Origin of the sequence: Amycolatopsis sp. BJA-103, from assembly GCF_002849735.1 — a bacterium.
Taxonomy (GTDB): Bacteria; Actinomycetota; Actinomycetes; order Mycobacteriales; family Pseudonocardiaceae; genus Amycolatopsis.
This window is the reverse complement of sequence record NZ_CP017780.1, coordinates 8722294-8738566: the sequence shown is the minus strand read 5'-3', so window position 1 is coordinate 8738566 and position 16273 is coordinate 8722294. Positions and strand designations below refer to the sequence as shown.

Below are 16273 nucleotides of genomic sequence, written 5' to 3'. Positions count from 1 at the left end.
CGACAAACTAACCGCGCAGGTGAAGGCCCCAAACGGCGGAAGCGGCACGCTGCCAGGTGAACTCACTCGAACGGCTGAGACCGCGGTCACGCAGCGACGCGGCTTGCTCCGAATGGCCCAGTACGCCCCTCAGCGCGTCGGCAAGCGCTTGCGCCTCGCCGACCGGGACGACGACGCCCGCTCCCCCGGCCACCTCGACCAGCGCCGGGACGGCCGAGTGCACCACCGGCACCCCGGCCGCCATCGCTTCGATCAACGGCAGCCCGAAGCCCTCCGCGCGGCTCGGCATCGCCAGCACCGACGCGCCCCGCAACACGAACGCCAGTTCCGCGTCGCTCACTTTCCCCAGCACCCGGACGTCGGCGCCGTGCTCACGCGCCAGGGCCACCGGGTCGATCCCGCCCCAGCCGGGCTGCCCGGCCAGCACCAGCGGCACCCCGATCCGGCCCGCGGCGTCGATCAGCACGTCGATGCCCTTGCGCGGCTCGATCGTCCCGATCGCCAGCACGTACCGCTCCGGCACCGTGACCTCGGCGAACTCGGCATGCGGCCGCACGCCGTGCGGAATCACGCGCAGCGGCGCCGAGACCGGCACCAGCCCGGCGAGCTCGTCCGCGATCGCTCGCGTCGGCACGGTCAGCGCGGTCGCCCGCGCCGCGGCCCGTGCGATCACCGCCTTGTGCCACGCGACGCCGCGCGGGGTCAGCGTCTCGGGGTGCGTCCACGGCACGGTGTCGTGCACCGCGACCGACAGCGTCCGCCCCTTCGGCACCCGGGCGGGCGCGAGCGGCGTCGGCGCGTGGACCGCGTCGCCGCCCGGCCACCACGGCAGGCCCAGCTGCCAGGCCGCGATCAGCGCCCGGGGCGGGATCGGCAGCACTCGCGGCCCCTCGACCCCTTCGACGACCGCGGCTTCGACAGCGTCGATGCCGGTATGCCGTGCGACCACACTCGACACCGTCCAGCCGGGCGGCGCGGTCTCGGCGAGCGCCCGCAGCAGCTCGCCGGTGTAGCGGCCGGTCCCGCCGGGGACGGGCGCCAACAGCTGCTCGGCGAGCACGACCAGTTCGGGCATGGTCTCTATTCTCTCTGGCATGACCAGCACCACCGTCGTCGTGGTCACCTGGCGCGGCGCCGCGCACATCACCGACTGCCTCGACGCCCTCGCGGCGCAGTCCCGTCCGCACCGCACCCTGGTCGTCGACAACGCCTCCGACGACGGGACGGCCGCGCTGCTCGCCGCCCACCCGTCGAAACCCGAGGTGCTCCGCCTGCGGCGCAACACCGGCTATGCGGGTGCCATCGCCGCCGCACTGGACAAAGTGGACACCCCGCTGATGGCGTGGCTGAACGACGACGCCGCGCCCACCCCGGACTGGCTCGCGACCTGCGAAGACACCCTCGGGAACGCCCCGCTCGCCGCGGCGGTGAGCGCGCGGCTGACGCTGGCCGACGGCACCGTCCAGTCGACCGGCGTCCGCCTGACCGCCGACGGGCACGGCGCCGACCTGCCCGAACCCGCCGCCGAGGTCTTCGGCTTCTGCGGGGGCGCGGCGGTGCTCGACGTGGAGGCGCTCCGCTCCATCGGCGGCGTCCCGGCCTCCTACTTCTGCTACTACGAGGACACCGACACCGCGTGGCGCCTCCGCCTCGCGGGCTGGGACGTCGTCGGCGCCGAAGCCGACGTCACCCACCTGCATGGCGCGAGCACTCAACCGGGTTCGGTCCAGTTCCACCTTTGGAATGAACGCAACCGCCTCTTGACCCTCCTCCGGTGCGCTCCGCGCGCGGTGGCGATCCGCCAGCTGGTGAAGTTCGCCGCGCTGACCGCGATCCTTCCTCTCCGTGGGAAACCGGCGGCCCCGAACTTCCGTCTGAGCCTCCGATGCCGGGTCTTGGGCGCCGTCGCCGCCCGCCTGCCGCGCACGCTGTTCGAGCGGCGGGCCATCGGGCGCCGCGCGGCGCTCGACCGAGGCGCGGTCTGGGAGGCGTGGGCCGGGCTTTAAGCTTGGGCCATTCGAGTAGCAGGGAGCACGACTTTGGCGCAGGGGGAAACGCAACCGGTCGTCTCGGTGGTCGTGGTGAACTATCGAGGAGCCGCCGACACCGTCACCTGCCTGCGCGCGCTCGCTGAACACGATTACCCGAACCTCGAGGTCATCTGCGTCGACAACGCCTCGGGCGGCAACGACGTGGCCGAGATCAAGGCCGCCGCTCCGGGCGTCAAGCTCGTCGAGTCCCCGGTGAACTCCGGTTTCGCGGGCGGCTGCAACCTCGGTGCGGAGCACGCCACCGGCACCGTCCTCGCCTTCCTCAACAACGACGCCCGCCCGGCGCCCGGCTGGGTCGGCGCGGCCGTCGCCGAACTGCGCGCGCAGCCGACGGTCGCCGCGGTGGCCAGCAAGGTCCTCGACTGGGACGGCACCGGCACCGACTTCGTCGACGCGGGCCTGACCTGGTTCGGCATGGGCTACAAACGCCACGCGGGCAGCCCGCTGGCCGACGTCCCCGCCGCCGAGCACGAGATCGCGAAGGACGTCCTGTTCGCGACCGGTTCGGCGATGTTCGTCCGCGCCGGGGTGTTCGCCGAACTCGGCGGGTTCGACGAGCGGTTCTTCATGTTTTACGAGGACGTCGACCTCGGCTGGCGGCTGAACCTGCGCGGCTGGCGCGTGCGGTACGTGCCGGAGTCGCTGACCTATCACAAGCACCACGCCACGATGTCCACAGTGGACGCACCCGATTCGGGTCGCGAGACGTTCCTGCTGGAGCGCAACGCTTTGGCGGCGCTGTACAAGAACCTCTCCGACGAGACCCTCTCGCGCGCGCTGCCCGCCGCACTGGCGCTGGCCGTCCGCCGGGCGACGGCGCGCGGAGACCTCGACGCCACTCAGTTCGATCTCGCCCGGGGCGTCGGCCCGGCCGAAACCGGCCCGGTCGAGGTGCCGCGGACGACGTTGGCCGGCGTGCTGGCGATCGACCAGTTCGTCGAGTTGCTGCCGTCGCTCGCCGAATCCCGCGCGGCCGAGCAGGCCGCCCGCGTCCGCACCGACGCCGATCTGCTTCCCTTGCTGCGCAAGGCCTTGGAGCCCGCGTATCCGCTGCCGCGCTATCTCGCCGCGCACGACATCCTGGTCGAGACGTTCGGCATCGACGCGATCTTCGGCCAGCGCCGCAAGGTACTGGTGATCACCGGCGACGCGATCACCGAGCGGATGGCGGGCCCGGCGATCCGCGCGTGGAACATCTCCGCGACCCTGGCCGCCGAGCACGACGTCCACCTGGTGACGGTGAACCCCCTCGCCGACCCGCCGCCCGCGCCGTTCCGGGTCAGCGCGGCGACCCGGCGCGAGCTGGAAGCACCGATCGCCTGGGCCGACATCATCGTCCTGCAGGGCCACGTGCTCGAACTCGCGCCCTCGCTCAAGAAGCAGTACGCGCACAAGATCGTGGTCGCGGACCTGTACGACCCGATGCACCTGGAACTGCTCGAACAGGGCAAGGGCGTCCCCGACGACAAACGCGCGCTCGACCTCATCGGCGTCACCAAGGTCCTCGACGCGCAGCTGGAACGCGGCGACTTCTTCCTGTGCGCGTCGGAACGGCAGCGCCACTTCTGGCTCGGGCACCTCGCCGCGATGGGCAGGCTCTCGCCGCGGCTGTACGACGCCGATCCGACCACCCAGTCGCTGCTCTCGATCGTCCCGTTCGGCCTCTCGCCGCAAGCGCCGGTTCGCACCGGCCCCGGCCTCCGGTCCACTTTGGACGGTATCGGGGAAACCGATCACGTCGTGCTGTGGGCGGGCGGGGTCTACAGCTGGTTCGACCCGCTCACCCTGGTCCGGGCGATCGAACGGCTGCGGCAGCGCCGCGGTGACGTCCGCCTGGTGTTCCTCGGGATGAAGCATCCCAACCCCGAGGTCACCGAGATGGACATCGGCGCGCGCACGATGCTGCTGTCCGAAACGCTCGGGCTCACCGGCAAGCACGTGTTCTTCAACCAGCAGTGGGTGCCGTACGAGGATCGCCAGAACTGGCTGCTGGACGCGAACTGCGGCGTCACCACGCATTACGAACACGTCGAGACGACGTTCGCGTTCCGCACCCGGGTGCTGGACTACCTGTGGGCGGGCCTGCCGATCGTCACCACCGACGGCGACTCGTTCGCCGATCTGGTCCGTGAGGAACGGCTCGGCGTCGTCGTCCCGGCCGAGGACGTGGACGCGCTGGCCGACGCGCTGGAAAAGGCGTTGTACGACGAGGAGTTCGCGGCGGGCTGCGTCGAGCGGATGGCCGCCGTCGCCCAGCGCTACGCCTGGCCGGAAGCGCTGAAACCGCTGGTGGAGTTCTGCCGGAACCCGCGGCCCGCCGCGGACCGGCTGCCCGGTTCGGCGGACCTCGTGGTCACCGCGCCGGTGCGGGGCAAGGAAATGCTGCGCCGCGACGCCGACCTGATCCGCGAGTACCTCGCCGACGGCGGCCCGAAGGAACTCGTGCGGCGCGTCGGCGGCCGGGTGCTCAAGGTCGCCAAGCAGAGGCTCGGCCGTGGCTGATCGCCCCTTGCGCGTCCTGCTCGACGGGACCCCGCTTCTCGGTGCCAGGACCGGTATCGGCCGGTACACGGTCGCACTGTCCGAAGAGCTCGCTTCGATGTCCGAAGTGGACACTCGCGCGGTGGCGTTCACCTTGCGCGGCTGGCGACGGCTGCGGCACGTGCTCCCGCACGGCGTCCGGGCCCGCGGGATGCCGGTGTCCGCACGGTTGCTGCGCAAGACGTGGCTGCGGTCGCAGCTACCGCCGGTGGAACTGTTCGCCGGGCCGACGGACGTCGTGCACGGCACCAACTTCGTGCTGCCAGGCCGGTTCCGCGCGGCGGGTGTGGTGACGATCCACGATCTGGCCTTTTTGGACGCTCCCGAGGAACTCGCGCCGAGCGATCACGAGCTCCCGCAACTGGTCCGCCGGGGTGCCCGGCTCTCCGACGTGATCTGCACGCCCACGAACGCCGTCGCCGACCAGGTCGCCGAACAGCTCGACGTGGACCGCCGCAAGATCGTGGTCACCCCGCTCGGGGTGAACCCGGCCTGGTTCACCGCGCGCCCGCCGGACAAGGAACGCCGCAAGGAACTCGGCCTGCCGGACAAGTACCTGCTCTTCGCCGGTGCCCCCGGCCCCCGCAAGGGCCTGCACTGGCTTCAGCAGGCCCACGAGGCCGCGCCGGACCTGCCGGAACTGGTGTTCGTCGGCCCCGGCAAGTTCTCCGTGGGCGACCGTTCGCGGCACGTCGGCTACCTGTCGGACGTGAACCTGCGGCGGGTCGTCGCCGGGGCCAGCGCGCTGGTGCTGCCGTCGCGCGACGAGGGTTTCGGGCTCCCGGTGCTGGAAGCGATGGCGTCGGACGTGCCCGTGGTGTGCACGGACATCCCGGCGCTGCGCGAAGTCGCCGGGAACTGCGCGAGCCTGGTCCCCTACGAGGACGTCGACGGGCTCGTGGAGGCACTGCGGATCGCCGTCAGCGACCCGCACGCCGTCGCCACCTCGGCCGCGCGCCGCGCCCACGTCGCGAACTTCACCTGGCGCGCGTGCGCCGAACTCACCGTCGCCGCCTACCGCAAGGCCAGCACCACGCACTGACTCCCGCCGCGTTTCGTCCTCTAGTTGCGGTAGTTGTACGCGCAAGCACCGCAACTAGAGGACTAAACGCGTGAGAGGTCTGCGCGACGCCGGACCTCTGACGCCGACTGTGTGGATTTTGGGACGTTAGATGACCAGAAATCCACACAGTCCTCGCGTGACCGGTCCGCCGGAGACGTGAGGGGTGTGTGGAAACCGGGACGCTCACTGTCCCTATTTCCACACACCCTGGGTAGCACTTCACCCGCTCACCAGCCAGTGGCCCAGGCTCCAATGCCGCAATTGGTCCTCTAGTTGCGGTAGTTGTACGCGCAAGCACCGCAACTAGAGGACGAAACGCGTGAGGGGTCAGGAAGCGAAGTAGGCCTTCAGCGCGTCATGCCAGTCCCGAAGCGGCGTGAGACCGGCTTCGCGCCATGAAGCGTTCGACAGCACCCCGTACGCCGGACGCGCCGCCGGACGCGGGAACTCCGCAGTCGTACAGGGCTTCACGCGCGCCGGATCCGCGCCGAGTTCCGCGAAGATCGCCCGCGCGAACCCGCACCACGTCGTCGACCCGCCACCCGTGCAATGCAGCACCCGCTGCGACGGCCCCTCGCCGGCGGCCACGCGACCGGCCAGTTCCAGCAGCCCGGCGGCGAGATCGCGGGACCAGGTCGGCGCGCCGGTCTGATCATCCACAACGGACAGTTCTTCGCGCTCTTTCTCCAAGCGCGCCATGGTCTTCACGAAGTTCGACCCGGTCTTGCCATACACCCAGGACGTCCGCACGATCCAGGACCGGGCCCCCGATCCGAGAACCGCGTCCTCACCGGCCGCCTTCGTCCGGCCGTACGCGTTGAGCGGCCCCAGCAGATCATCGGTCTCGTACGGCGAAGTCGCGTCGCCCGCGAAGACGTAGTCCGTCGATACGTGGATGAGCGGCACCCCGCGCGACGAGCACGCCGCGGCGAGCACCCGGGGGCCGTCGGCGTTCACCGCGAACGCCCGCTCCTCATCGGTTTCCGCCGCGTCCACCGCGGTGTAGGCCGCCGCGTTGATCACCACCGGCGACGTCCCGGTGGCCCGTGCCCGGTCCGCCAGTGCGGTCACCGCGGCGATGACCTGGCCGGTGTCGCGCACGTTCAACTCGGACGAGGACGGTGTCAGGGCATCGGGCACCAGCGCCGCGATGTCCTGTCCCAGCTGACCGGATCCGCCCGGTACGAGAACACTCAGCACCCGTCACGCCCCCGCACGGTTCTTCAGCGACTCCCACCACGGCCGATTTCCGCTGTACCAGGCGACCGTGTCGGCCAGACCGTCCTCAAAGGACTTCTGCGGTGCGTAGCCGAGTTCCTGCGAAATCTTGGTGATGTCGACCGAGTACCGGCGATCGTGCCCCTTGCGGTCCTCGACCGGCTCGACGCTCTCCCAGCCGGCTCCGACGGCGGACAGCAGCAGCTCGGTCAGCTCGCGGTTGGTCAGTTCCGTGCCGCCGCCGATGTTGTAGACCTCGCCCGGCCTGCCGCCGTCGGCGACGAGCTGGATGCCGCGGCAGTGATCGTCCACGTGCAGCCAGTCACGCACGTTCAGCCCATCACCGTAGAGCGGGACCTTCTTGCCGTCGAGCAGGTTGGTCACGAAGAGGGGGATGACCTTCTCCGGGAATTGGTACGGACCGTAGTTGTTCGAGCACCTCGTGACACAGACGGGCAGTCCGTGGGTGCGGAAGAAGGAACGTGCCAACAGATCCGAGGACGCCTTCGACGCCGAATACGGCGAATTCGGCTCCAGCGCGTGGTCTTCGGCCCAGGATCCCTCGTCGATCGAGCCGTAGACCTCGTCGGTGGAGACGTGGACGAACTTCCCGACCTCGGCCTCGAGCGCGGCCTGCAACAGGGTCTGCGTGCCGAGCACGTTGGTCAGCACGAAGTCGGCGGCCCCGGCGATCGAACGGTCCACATGGGACTCCGCGGCGAAATGCACGACCAGGTCGATGCCCCGCATCAGCTCGCTGACCAGGGTGGCGTCGCAGATGTCGCCCTTTTCGAAGCGGTAGCGCGAGCTCTTGCTCACCGGCTCCAGGTTCGCTTCGTTGCCCGCGTAAGTCAGCTTGTCGAGCACGACCACTTCGGCGTCGGCAAGGCTGGGATACGCACCCGTCAGCACCTGCCGGACGTAATGCGAACCGATGAAACCGGCACCTCCGGTGACCAGCACCCGCATCCCGTGATCCTCCTTTTACGACTTCCCGGACCAGCCGAGTGTGTCACGACCGGGGCAACCTTTCACCAGCCTACGGACGTCTAACACGAGGATCAGTAGAGTTACCGGCGAGGCACGAGTGTGCCCTGGGGAGATTCGTGGAGGACCGCACGTGACCGAGTGGCCCGGGCCACCCATCGCGGCGCGCCGTGGCGGCGGCGTCGTGGTGTTCGCCCGCCGTGGGGTGAAGGTCGTGTTCAGTCTGGTCTCGATCACGATCCTGGCGCTGACCTGGTGGGGCTGGCAGTTCATCGGCGACCCGTCGCAGGGCTTCGCCACCACGAACATCTTCGAGGACAACGGCCATCCGCCCGCGAAACCGCTGGACGGCGCGATCGACATCCTCCTCGTCGGCCAGGACAGCCGCACCGACGCGCAGGGCAACCCGCTGCCGCGCGAGGTCCTCGACATGCTGCACGCCGGCATCTCCGACGGCGAGCGCCAGACCGACACGATGATCCTGGTGCACATCCCCCAGAACGGTAAGAAGGCGGTCGCGATCTCCTTCCCCCGCGACTCGTGGGTCGAGATCACCGGCGGTTTCGGCAAGCACAAGCTCAACAGTGCGTACGTGTACGCCTACAACGACACGTCGAAGACGCTGCAGCAGCAGGGCAACTCGAACCTCAAGGACGTCGACGCCAAGGCCAAGGACGCCGGCCGCAAGAACCTGATCGCGACGCTCGAGAAGTTCATCGGCAAGCCGAAGATGATCGACCGGTACGCCGAGGTCAACCTGTCGAGCTTCTACGAGATCACCAAGGCGATCGGCGGCGTCGAGGTCTGCCTCAACGGCCCGGTCAAGGAGAAGAAGTCCGGCGTCGACCTGCCCGCCGGACGGCAGTCCGTCGAGGGCGTCCAGGCGCTCGCGTTCGTCCGTCAGCGGTACGACCTGCAGAATGGCGACCTGGACCGGATCGCGCGGCAGCAGGCCTTCCTGTCCGGGCTGGCGAACAAGGTCCTCTCCTCCGACGTCCTGATCAACCCGGCGAAGATCTCGGACCTGATCGCCGCCGTCAAGAAGTCGGTCGTGCTGTCGGCGGGCTGGGACCTGCCGGAGTTCGCCGCCCAGATGCGCGGGCTGACCAGCGGCAACGTCGAGTTCCACACGATCCCGACCCAGGGCGACGCGAACATCGGCGGCGCCGCCGTGCTCCGGGTGGACCCGGCGCAGGTGCAGGCCGAGGTCACCCGCCTGACCTCCGACGGGCAGACCGCGCCCACCGAGACCCCGGCCAAGCTGCCGGGCGCGGAAGCGGTGACCGTCGAACTGTTCGACGGTTCCGGCTCCCCCGCCCTGGCCACCGAGACACGGAACCTCTTGCAGGGCAAGGGTTTCAAACTGGCGCCCGACAGCAAGCTCAGCACCCGCAACTCCACGGTCGTCCGCTACGCGCCGGGCGACGAAGACGCGCTGACCCTGATCAAGCAGGTCTTCGGCACCACGATCCAGACCGAAGCGGATCGCGACGTCGCCCCCGGCAAGGTGCGGGTCCTGCTCGGCAAGGACTTCAAGGGCGCTTCCGCCGGCCCTGGCGGCGCGACCACGGCCCCGTCGAAGACGTCGCCCCCCTCGCAGCCGGCTCAGCCGCCCTCCAGCGCTCCGGCGGCGCCCACCACGACGCCGATCGTCGCGGGCAATGTGCCCTGCGTCAATTAATGTCCGGGTACTCAGCGTGGCCGCCCTACCGGTGGCCTAGCCTTCTCCTACGATCGGACCAGAGGCAGCGCCAGGGGAGGTGAACAGGGATGGGCAGCGAGGACAAGGACCTCGATGAACATTTTGAGCATTTGGACACCGAGGAATCGGAGCCGGAAGACGACACCGCTTCGGACACCGAGAGTGACGAAAAGTCCCGGTTCGTCCCGACGCCGTACCCGCGGAACCCACTCCCCCAGCCGTCCGTCCCGCCCGAGGACGAAGCGGTCTCGGGTGTGCTCGCCGTGCCCGAACGCCCGCTGCGCCGCGCCGGCCGGGTCACCCGCCGGATCGCGGTCGGCCTCGTCTCGCTGCTCGCCCTCGGCACGACGGGCTACGCCTACGTCACCAAGGACCAGCTGCAGAACAACGTCCCCACGACGAACGCGCTGAGCAAGCCGGACGACCCCGCCGCGCCACCCGCAGACGACGGCGCGAACGACATCCTCCTGGTCGGCAGCGACGCCCGCACCGACGCGCAGGGCAATCCGCTGCCGCTCAAGGTCCTCAAGGAACTGCGCACCGAAGAGAAGCCGGGCGTCAACACCGACACCATCATCATCCTGCGCATCCCGAAGAACGGCGCGAAGCCGTCCGGCGTCTCGATCCCGCGCGACACGTGGACCGACATCCCCGGCCGCGGGCCGAACAAGGTCAATTCGGCGTACGGGGTCGCGAAGGCCAACTACGCCAACGCGCACCGCGGCGAGCCCGACCAGGCGAAACTCGAACGCGATTCCGACCAGGAAGGCCGCAAGGCACTGGTCCAGACCGTTCAGGACCTGACGCAGATCCGCATCGACCACTACGCCGAGGTCAACCTGCTCGGGTTCTACCTGCTGACCGAGGCGCTGGGCGGTGTCAAGGTCTGCCTGAACCACTCGACCGAGGACAAGGACTCCGGCGCGAACTTCCGGCGCGGTGAACAGACCGTCTCGGGCGGCGAGGCGCTTTCCTTCGTGCGGCAACGGAAGAACCTGCCGCGCGGCGACCTCGACCGCATCGTGCGGCAGCAGACCTTCCTGTCCTCGGCGCTGAACCAGGTGCTCTCGGCGGGCACACTGACCAGCCCGTCGACGATGAGCGGCCTGATGGACGTCGTGCGCCGATCGATCGTCCTGGACGAAGGACTGGACCTGCTGGAGTTCGCGCAGCAGGCGAAGGGGATCGCGTCGGGCGACCTGACGTTCACGACCATCCCGGTGATCAACATCAACGGCCGCAGCGCGGACGGGCAGAGCATCGTCGAGATCGACCCCGCCGCCGTGCGGACCTTCGTGTCCGGGCTGGTGGGCCGCGGCGGTGGAGGCAGCGCCCCCGGTGCGGCTCTCGCCGCGTCGAGCGTTCCCTGCGTGAACTAGCGTGGAGGCGTGAGCCTCACCGAACTGCTGCTGCGGCCCGTGCTCGGGTCGCCCGCGAAACCGCTGATCACGCACTACGACGACAAGCAGGGCAGCCGCGTCGAACTGTCCGTGGCGACCACGGTGAACTGGGCCGCCAAAACGGCGAACTGGCTGGTCGACGAGTTCGACGTCGAACCGGGCGACGAGGTCGCCGTGGTGCTGCCGTCGCATTGGCAGACCGCCGGTGTCCTGCTGGGCGCGTGGTGGTGCGGCGCCAGGGTGGTGACGGAGACCGCGGGCGCGCGGGTGGCGTTCGTCGTCCCGGGCGGCGAGTCCGGCGCGGCCGCGACGGCCGTCGTCTCGCTGCACCCGATGGGTCTCGGACTGCCCGCCGGCTCCGTACCCGACGGCGCCCTGGACTACCTGACCGAGGCCAGGCTTTCGGGTGACCAGTTCAGCCCACTGTCCCCCATTCCCGGCGACACTCCGGCGCTGGGTTCGTCCACAGTGGATGAAGTGCTCGCCGAAGCCCGTTCCCGCGCCTCCGGCCTGGGACTGTCGGCCGACGACCGCGTTCTGTCCACTGTGGAGTGGGCGGGCGAGGAAGGGATTCTCTCGGGCTTCCTGACGCCGCTCGCGGCCGGTGCGCACCTGGTCCAGGTCACCGACGCGGATCCGGCCAAACTCGCTTCCCGGCGCGAAGCCGAGCGGACGACGGCGGATCTTCCCTCCTGAGCTGCAATGAAGGGGACTTTCCTTGCAAATTTCGCAAGGAAAGTCCCCTTCATTGCGTGCGCGAGAGGTCAGGCGTCCTGAAGCTGCTTCGCCTCACGCTTGCGTCCGAAGAGCACGTGGTCGAGCGACAGTTTTCCGGCGTTGAAGCCGAGAGCGAGCCCGGCCACCGCCAGGATGAGGACGAGTTCGTAACCGCCCTGACCGGTTAGGCCGTTGTCGAGGTGCACCGAGAGCAGAGCACCGACGGAGACCACGACGAAGCCGAGACCCACCAGCGGCGTCAGGAAACCGACGATGAACAAGATGGCTCCGACGATCTCCACCGCGATCGCGAAGATCGCCGCGAGCGTCGGCAGCGGGATGCCTGTCTGCTCGAAGAACTTCGCGGTGCCGTCGATCCCGTTTTCCCACTTCTGCAGGCCGTGTGCGAGGAAGACCACACCGACACCGATCCGGCCCAGCAGGAGGGCGACATCCTTGAAACGAGCGAACATCGGGTATCAGCTTTCTGGTCGGTGAATATTCAACTTACCCGGATCACGGTAGGGCACCGAACGCCTCCGGCGGCACCTCCGGAGCGTGATCGACAGGTACCCGACAGGAACCGGACACGGTCGGCGGCATGTCCTCTGTGGAAGGTCGCGGAGGTTATTCCCCCGTACGGCGCCGTCGCCCCGAACGCGCGACGGGCACAATCTCCTGGGTGATGGATGAACGTCTGATCGGCCTCTGGTCGGACCGCATGCTGTATCCGAGCGATGTCGAGTCCGCCGAACTGGCGTTCCGCGGCGACGGCTCCGGATGGCTCTACTGGTCGAGCTGGAGCACCGAGTTCACCGTGTCGCGCTACACGTGGGCGGCGTTCACCCCCGGCAAACTGGCTTTGAAGTTCCACCGCACCCTCGGCGGTACGTGGTCGATCGACGACGGCGTCACCCGGCACGACGTCGAGTCCGACGAGAAGGAAGAGTCCGTGGTCGAGGTCGGCTATGAGATCACGCCGGGCGAGGACCCATTCGGCAGCCCGGTGACCCTGCTCTCGCTGGACCGTCCGCTGGACGACCACCTCGCGGGCTCGCGGTTCGCGTGGGCCGAGAAACCGGAATCGCTCAGCGATCCGTCCGCCGATGCTCCGCGGCCAGACCCGTCCAACCCCCGCTGACGGCCAGCACCGCGAGCACCCGCTCGGCCTGCTCGGCGAAACCGGCCAGATCCGCGTGCAGCAACGCGATCCGCTCGGCGTCGAGCGGGACCTCGTCGTCGGCCCACAGCTCGATCACCGTGCTGACGGTCCACACGAGGAACTGGATGATCCGGATGAACTCGTCGGAGGGCTCCTCGACGGCCTTGCGGTAGCCCGTCTCGATCTCGTCGCAGGCCGCGACCAGCTCGCGCAGCGGTTTGACGACGTCGGCCGCCGTCCCGTCCCACGAGGCCGACGGCCACGTGCGATCCCCGAGCTCGAGCCACAACCGCCAGCCGGCGATCAGCTCGGCCTCGTCGTGCGGTGTCCACGACACCGGTGCGGACCAGAACATCCTTCGAGAGTGACACCGTCGGCCCATGATCGCCGTACTTCCGTGAAGCATCTCACCGGCCCACACCCGCGTTTCGTCCTCTAGTTGCGGTCCTTGCACGCGCAACTACCGCAACTAGAGGACTAAACGCTAAAGGTGATCAGCCCTTGAGCAGGGCGCGTGCCATGACCATGCGCTGGATCTGGTTGGTGCCTTCGTAGATCTGCGTGATCTTCGCGTCGCGCATCATGCGCTCCACCGGGAAGTCGCGCGTGTAGCCCGCGCCACCGAAGAGCTGCACGGCGTCCGTCGTCACCGACATCGCGATGTCCGACGCGTAGGCCTTCGCCGCCGCGGCCATGTAACCGCCGCGCTTGTCGCCACGTTCGGTCGCCGCGGCGGAGGCGTAGACGAGGTTCCGGGCGGCCTCGATCTTGATGCCCATGTCGGCCAGCATGAACTGGACGCCCTGGAACTCCGAGATCGACTTGCCGAACTGCTTGCGCTCCTTGACGTACGCGATCGACGCGTCGAGGGCGCCCTGCGCGATGCCCAGTGCCTGCGCGCCGATGGTCGGGCGGGTGTGGTCGAGGGTGCGCAGCGCGGTCTTCAGGCCGGTGCCGGGCTCGCCGATGATGCGGTCGGCCGGGATGGTGCAGTTCTCGAAGTGGATCTCGCGGGTCGGCGAACCCTTGATGCCGAGCTTCCGCTCCTTCGAGCCGACGGTGAAGCCGGGGTCGTCCTTGTGCACGACGAACGCGGAGATGCCGTTGGCCTTCTTCTCGGCGTTGGGGTCGGTCACGGCCATCACGGTGTACCAGGAGGATTCACCCGCGTTGGTGATCCAGCACTTGGTGCCGTTCAGCACCCAGTGGTCGCCGTCGAGCTTCGCGCGGGTGCGCATCGAGGCGGTGTCCGAGCCGGCTTCGCGCTCCGAAAGCGCGTACGACGCCGAGGTCTCGCCCGAGGCGATCGACGGCAGCACCAGCTTCTTGAGGTCTTCCGACGCCGAAAGGATGATCGGCACGGTGCCCAGCTTGTTCACCGCCGGGATCAGCGACGCCGACGCGTCGACACGCGCGACCTCTTCGATCACGATGCAGGCGGCGATGGCGTCCGCGCCCTGGCCGTCGTAGGCCTCTTCGATGTGGACGGCGTTGAAACCCGACTTGACCAGCGCGTTGTACGCCTCGATCGGGTAGCGCTCGTCCTCGTCGACCTCGGCCGCGTACGGCTCGATTTCCTTTTCCGCCAAGGCACGGACCGCGGCCCGCAGCTCTTCGTGCTCCTCGGCAAGCTGGTACAGACCCGGGCCGTCAGACACCTTTGTCACCTCTTCTAACGCGAATGAGAGTTCGACCGATGTTAGCGCTCGTTCACATTGTGCGACATCGCGAGCGCTTGTGTCTTTGACCGCAAAGTCCGTACGTTCGAGTGATGCAGCTCACCCCGTTCCCCCGGTCGCTCGACTACCCCGAGGTCCCGGTCGGCTCGGTGCTGGCAGGCGCCGCTGCCCGCTGGGGCGCCCGCACGGCCTTCGCCCACGGAGAGCGGAGCCTCACCTTCGCCGAGACGTACAGCGCGGCCTGCCGGTTCGCGAACGCCCTGCGTGCCGAGGGCATCGGACGGGGCGACGTCGTCGCACTCCACCTGCCGAACTGCCTGGCGTACCCGGTCGCGTACTACGGGACGCTGCTCGCGGGGGCCACCTTCAGCCCGGCGAACCCCCTGCTCCCGCCCGAGGATCTCGCCTTCCAGCTGGCCGACGCCGGGGCGGTCGCCGCCGTCACCGTCGGTCCGGTCGCGCGGGTGCTCGCTTCGGTCCGTGACCGGACCTCGGTCCGGCTGAGCATCGTCGTTCACCCGCCCGAAGCCCTGGGCCAGGGAGAGGTCGAGTTCACGGCGTTCCACTCCGGTCACTCCGACGAGCGACCGGACGTGGAGATCGACATCTACCGCGATCTCGCCCATCTGGCGTACACGGGCGGCACCACCGGACGCTCGAAGGGGGTCCGCCTGCCGCACCGGAACGTCGTGGTCAACAGCCTGCAGAGTTCCTGCTGGCGGCTGGGTGCGATCCCCGCTGTCGACGACGCGGGCGAGGTGATCGTCGAGCAGCTCGGCGGTCCGGAGGAGTGGCCGTCCCGGATCGGCACCGGCATCGCGCTCAACCTGACACCGTGGTTCCACGCCATGGGCACCATCGCCGCGCTCAACGTCCCGCTGCTCGACGGCGGCACCATCGTCCTGCACGACCGCTTCGACCCGGCCGCGTACGTGGCCGACGCCGAGATGCTGCGGGTCACCACCATCGGCGGCGCGCCCGCGCTGTTCGCCGCGTTGCTCGCCTGCCCCGAGTTTCACACAGCCGACCTGTCTTCGGTACTGACCATCGGTTCCGGGGCGGCGCCGATGAACCACGAGATGATCCGCGCCCTGCAGAACCGCTTCCCCGGCGTGCTCGTCATCGAGGGCTACGGCCTCACCGAGGTCACCATGGGCGCCGTCATCGCGCCGTCCTATCGCTCGGCCGTCCGCAAGGTCGGCTCGGTCGGCCTGCCCATCCCCGACACCGAGATCAAGATCGTCCCGGCCGAAGGCGGCGAGGATCCCTTGCCCGCCGGGGAACGCGGCGAGGTGTGCCTGCGTGGCCCGCAGGTGATGGCCGGCTATCTCAACCGCCCCGAGGAGACCGAGGCCGCGCTCGTCGATGGCTGGCTGCACACCGGCGACATCGGCATCCTCGACGAGGACGGCTACCTGTCCATTGTGGACCGCAAGAAGGACATGCTGCTCTACAAGGGATACAACGTCTTCCCGCGCGAGCTGGAGGAGCTGCTGATCACCCTGCCCGGTGTCTCCGCGGCGGCCGTCGTCGGGAAGCCGGACACCGAGGTCGGCGAGCTGCCGGTCGCGTTCGTGGTCCGCGACGACGAAAACGTCACCGCGGAGCAGCTCCTGGAGGCCGTCGGCGCCCGCGTCCTGCCCTACAAACGGCTGCGTGCGATCCACTTCGTCGACCAGATCCCGGTTTCGGCCGCCGGGAAGGTGCTCAAACGAGAGCTGCGGAAGCAACTCGCCGACTGACGCCAAGCGAA

The 16273-nt window shown here is 69.1% G+C and carries 14 protein-coding genes; 8 read left to right on the top strand and 6 right to left on the bottom strand.

The features are described from left to right. Nucleotides 1-7 precede the first annotated feature (7 nt). Nucleotides 8-1075 (bottom strand): glycosyltransferase family 4 protein, encoded by a 1068-nt coding sequence (locus BKN51_RS39605; protein WP_101612431.1) that lies wholly within the window; start codon nucleotides 1073-1075, stop codon nucleotides 8-10. Nucleotides 1076-1094: 19 nt separating this feature from the next. Here BKN51_RS39605 and BKN51_RS39600 point away from each other — a divergent pair, with 19 nt between their 5' ends. From BKN51_RS39600 to BKN51_RS39590, 3 genes are read left to right on the top strand one after another with little or no spacing between them, the layout of a single operon-like run. Then, nucleotides 1095-2006, top strand: coding sequence for a glycosyltransferase family 2 protein (locus tag BKN51_RS39600; RefSeq protein WP_101612430.1), 912 nt, complete (start codon nucleotides 1095-1097; stop codon nucleotides 2004-2006). Nucleotides 2007-2039: 33 nt separating this feature from the next. Then, the gene (locus BKN51_RS39595; protein ID WP_101612429.1) at nucleotides 2040-4553 is read left to right on the top strand and encodes a glycosyltransferase; all 2514 of its coding nucleotides are present in this window, start codon (nucleotides 2040-2042) and stop codon (nucleotides 4551-4553) included. Continuing rightward, nucleotides 4546-5634 carry a glycosyltransferase family 4 protein gene (locus BKN51_RS39590; protein ID WP_101612428.1) on the top strand — a complete coding sequence of 363 codons (1089 nt, stop codon included), beginning with the start codon at nucleotides 4546-4548 and terminating at the stop codon, nucleotides 5632-5634. The genes BKN51_RS39595 and BKN51_RS39590 overlap by 8 nt, the downstream gene beginning before the upstream one ends. A gap of 348 nt (nucleotides 5635-5982) precedes the next feature. Here the strand turns inward: BKN51_RS39590 and rfbD are convergent, their stop codons facing one another. Beyond that, nucleotides 5983-6855, bottom strand: a complete 873-nt coding sequence (rfbD, locus tag BKN51_RS39585; protein WP_101612427.1) for a dTDP-4-dehydrorhamnose reductase — start codon at nucleotides 6853-6855, stop codon at nucleotides 5983-5985. Between the two features lie 3 nt (nucleotides 6856-6858). Next, complete coding sequence (gene rfbB / locus BKN51_RS39580; RefSeq protein ID WP_101612426.1) at nucleotides 6859-7842, bottom strand: dTDP-glucose 4,6-dehydratase; 984 nt, start codon at nucleotides 7840-7842, stop codon at nucleotides 6859-6861. Between the two features lie 151 nt (nucleotides 7843-7993). Between rfbB and BKN51_RS39575 the strand changes: the two genes are divergently transcribed. The 3 genes from BKN51_RS39575 to BKN51_RS39565 all read left to right on the top strand — a co-directional run bounded on the left by BKN51_RS39575 (nucleotide 7994) and on the right by BKN51_RS39565 (nucleotide 11658). Next, nucleotides 7994-9541, top strand: a complete 1548-nt coding sequence (locus BKN51_RS39575; protein ID WP_101612425.1) for an LCP family protein — start codon at nucleotides 7994-7996, stop codon at nucleotides 9539-9541. 89 nt (nucleotides 9542-9630) lie between these two features. Beyond that, nucleotides 9631-10941, top strand: a complete 1311-nt coding sequence (locus BKN51_RS39570; RefSeq protein WP_168214496.1) for an LCP family protein — start codon at nucleotides 9631-9633, stop codon at nucleotides 10939-10941. A gap of 9 nt (nucleotides 10942-10950) precedes the next feature. Further along, nucleotides 10951-11658 (top strand): TIGR03089 family protein, encoded by a 708-nt coding sequence (locus tag BKN51_RS39565; protein WP_101612424.1) that lies wholly within the window; start codon nucleotides 10951-10953, stop codon nucleotides 11656-11658. A gap of 68 nt (nucleotides 11659-11726) precedes the next feature. Here the strand turns inward: BKN51_RS39565 and BKN51_RS39560 are convergent, their stop codons facing one another. After that, nucleotides 11727-12152 (bottom strand): DoxX family protein, encoded by a 426-nt coding sequence (locus BKN51_RS39560; protein ID WP_101612423.1) that lies wholly within the window; start codon nucleotides 12150-12152, stop codon nucleotides 11727-11729. Between the two features lie 212 nt (nucleotides 12153-12364). Between BKN51_RS39560 and BKN51_RS39555 the strand changes: the two genes are divergently transcribed. Then, on the top strand, nucleotides 12365-12820 hold the full coding sequence (locus BKN51_RS39555) for a hypothetical protein (protein ID WP_101612422.1): 456 nt from the start codon (nucleotides 12365-12367) through the stop codon (nucleotides 12818-12820). Here BKN51_RS39555 and BKN51_RS39550 read toward each other — a convergent pair. After that, nucleotides 12768-13196 (bottom strand): hypothetical protein, encoded by a 429-nt coding sequence (locus BKN51_RS39550; protein ID WP_101612421.1) that lies wholly within the window; start codon nucleotides 13194-13196, stop codon nucleotides 12768-12770. The genes BKN51_RS39555 and BKN51_RS39550 overlap by 53 nt on opposite strands. A gap of 139 nt (nucleotides 13197-13335) precedes the next feature. Then, the gene (locus tag BKN51_RS39545; RefSeq protein ID WP_020633598.1) at nucleotides 13336-14508 is read right to left on the bottom strand and encodes an acyl-CoA dehydrogenase family protein; all 1173 of its coding nucleotides are present in this window, start codon (nucleotides 14506-14508) and stop codon (nucleotides 13336-13338) included. 104 nt (nucleotides 14509-14612) lie between these two features. Here BKN51_RS39545 and BKN51_RS39540 point away from each other — a divergent pair, with 104 nt between their 5' ends. Beyond that, nucleotides 14613-16262, top strand: coding sequence for a class I adenylate-forming enzyme family protein (locus BKN51_RS39540; RefSeq protein ID WP_101612420.1), 1650 nt, complete (start codon nucleotides 14613-14615; stop codon nucleotides 16260-16262). Nucleotides 16263-16273 lie beyond the last annotated feature (11 nt).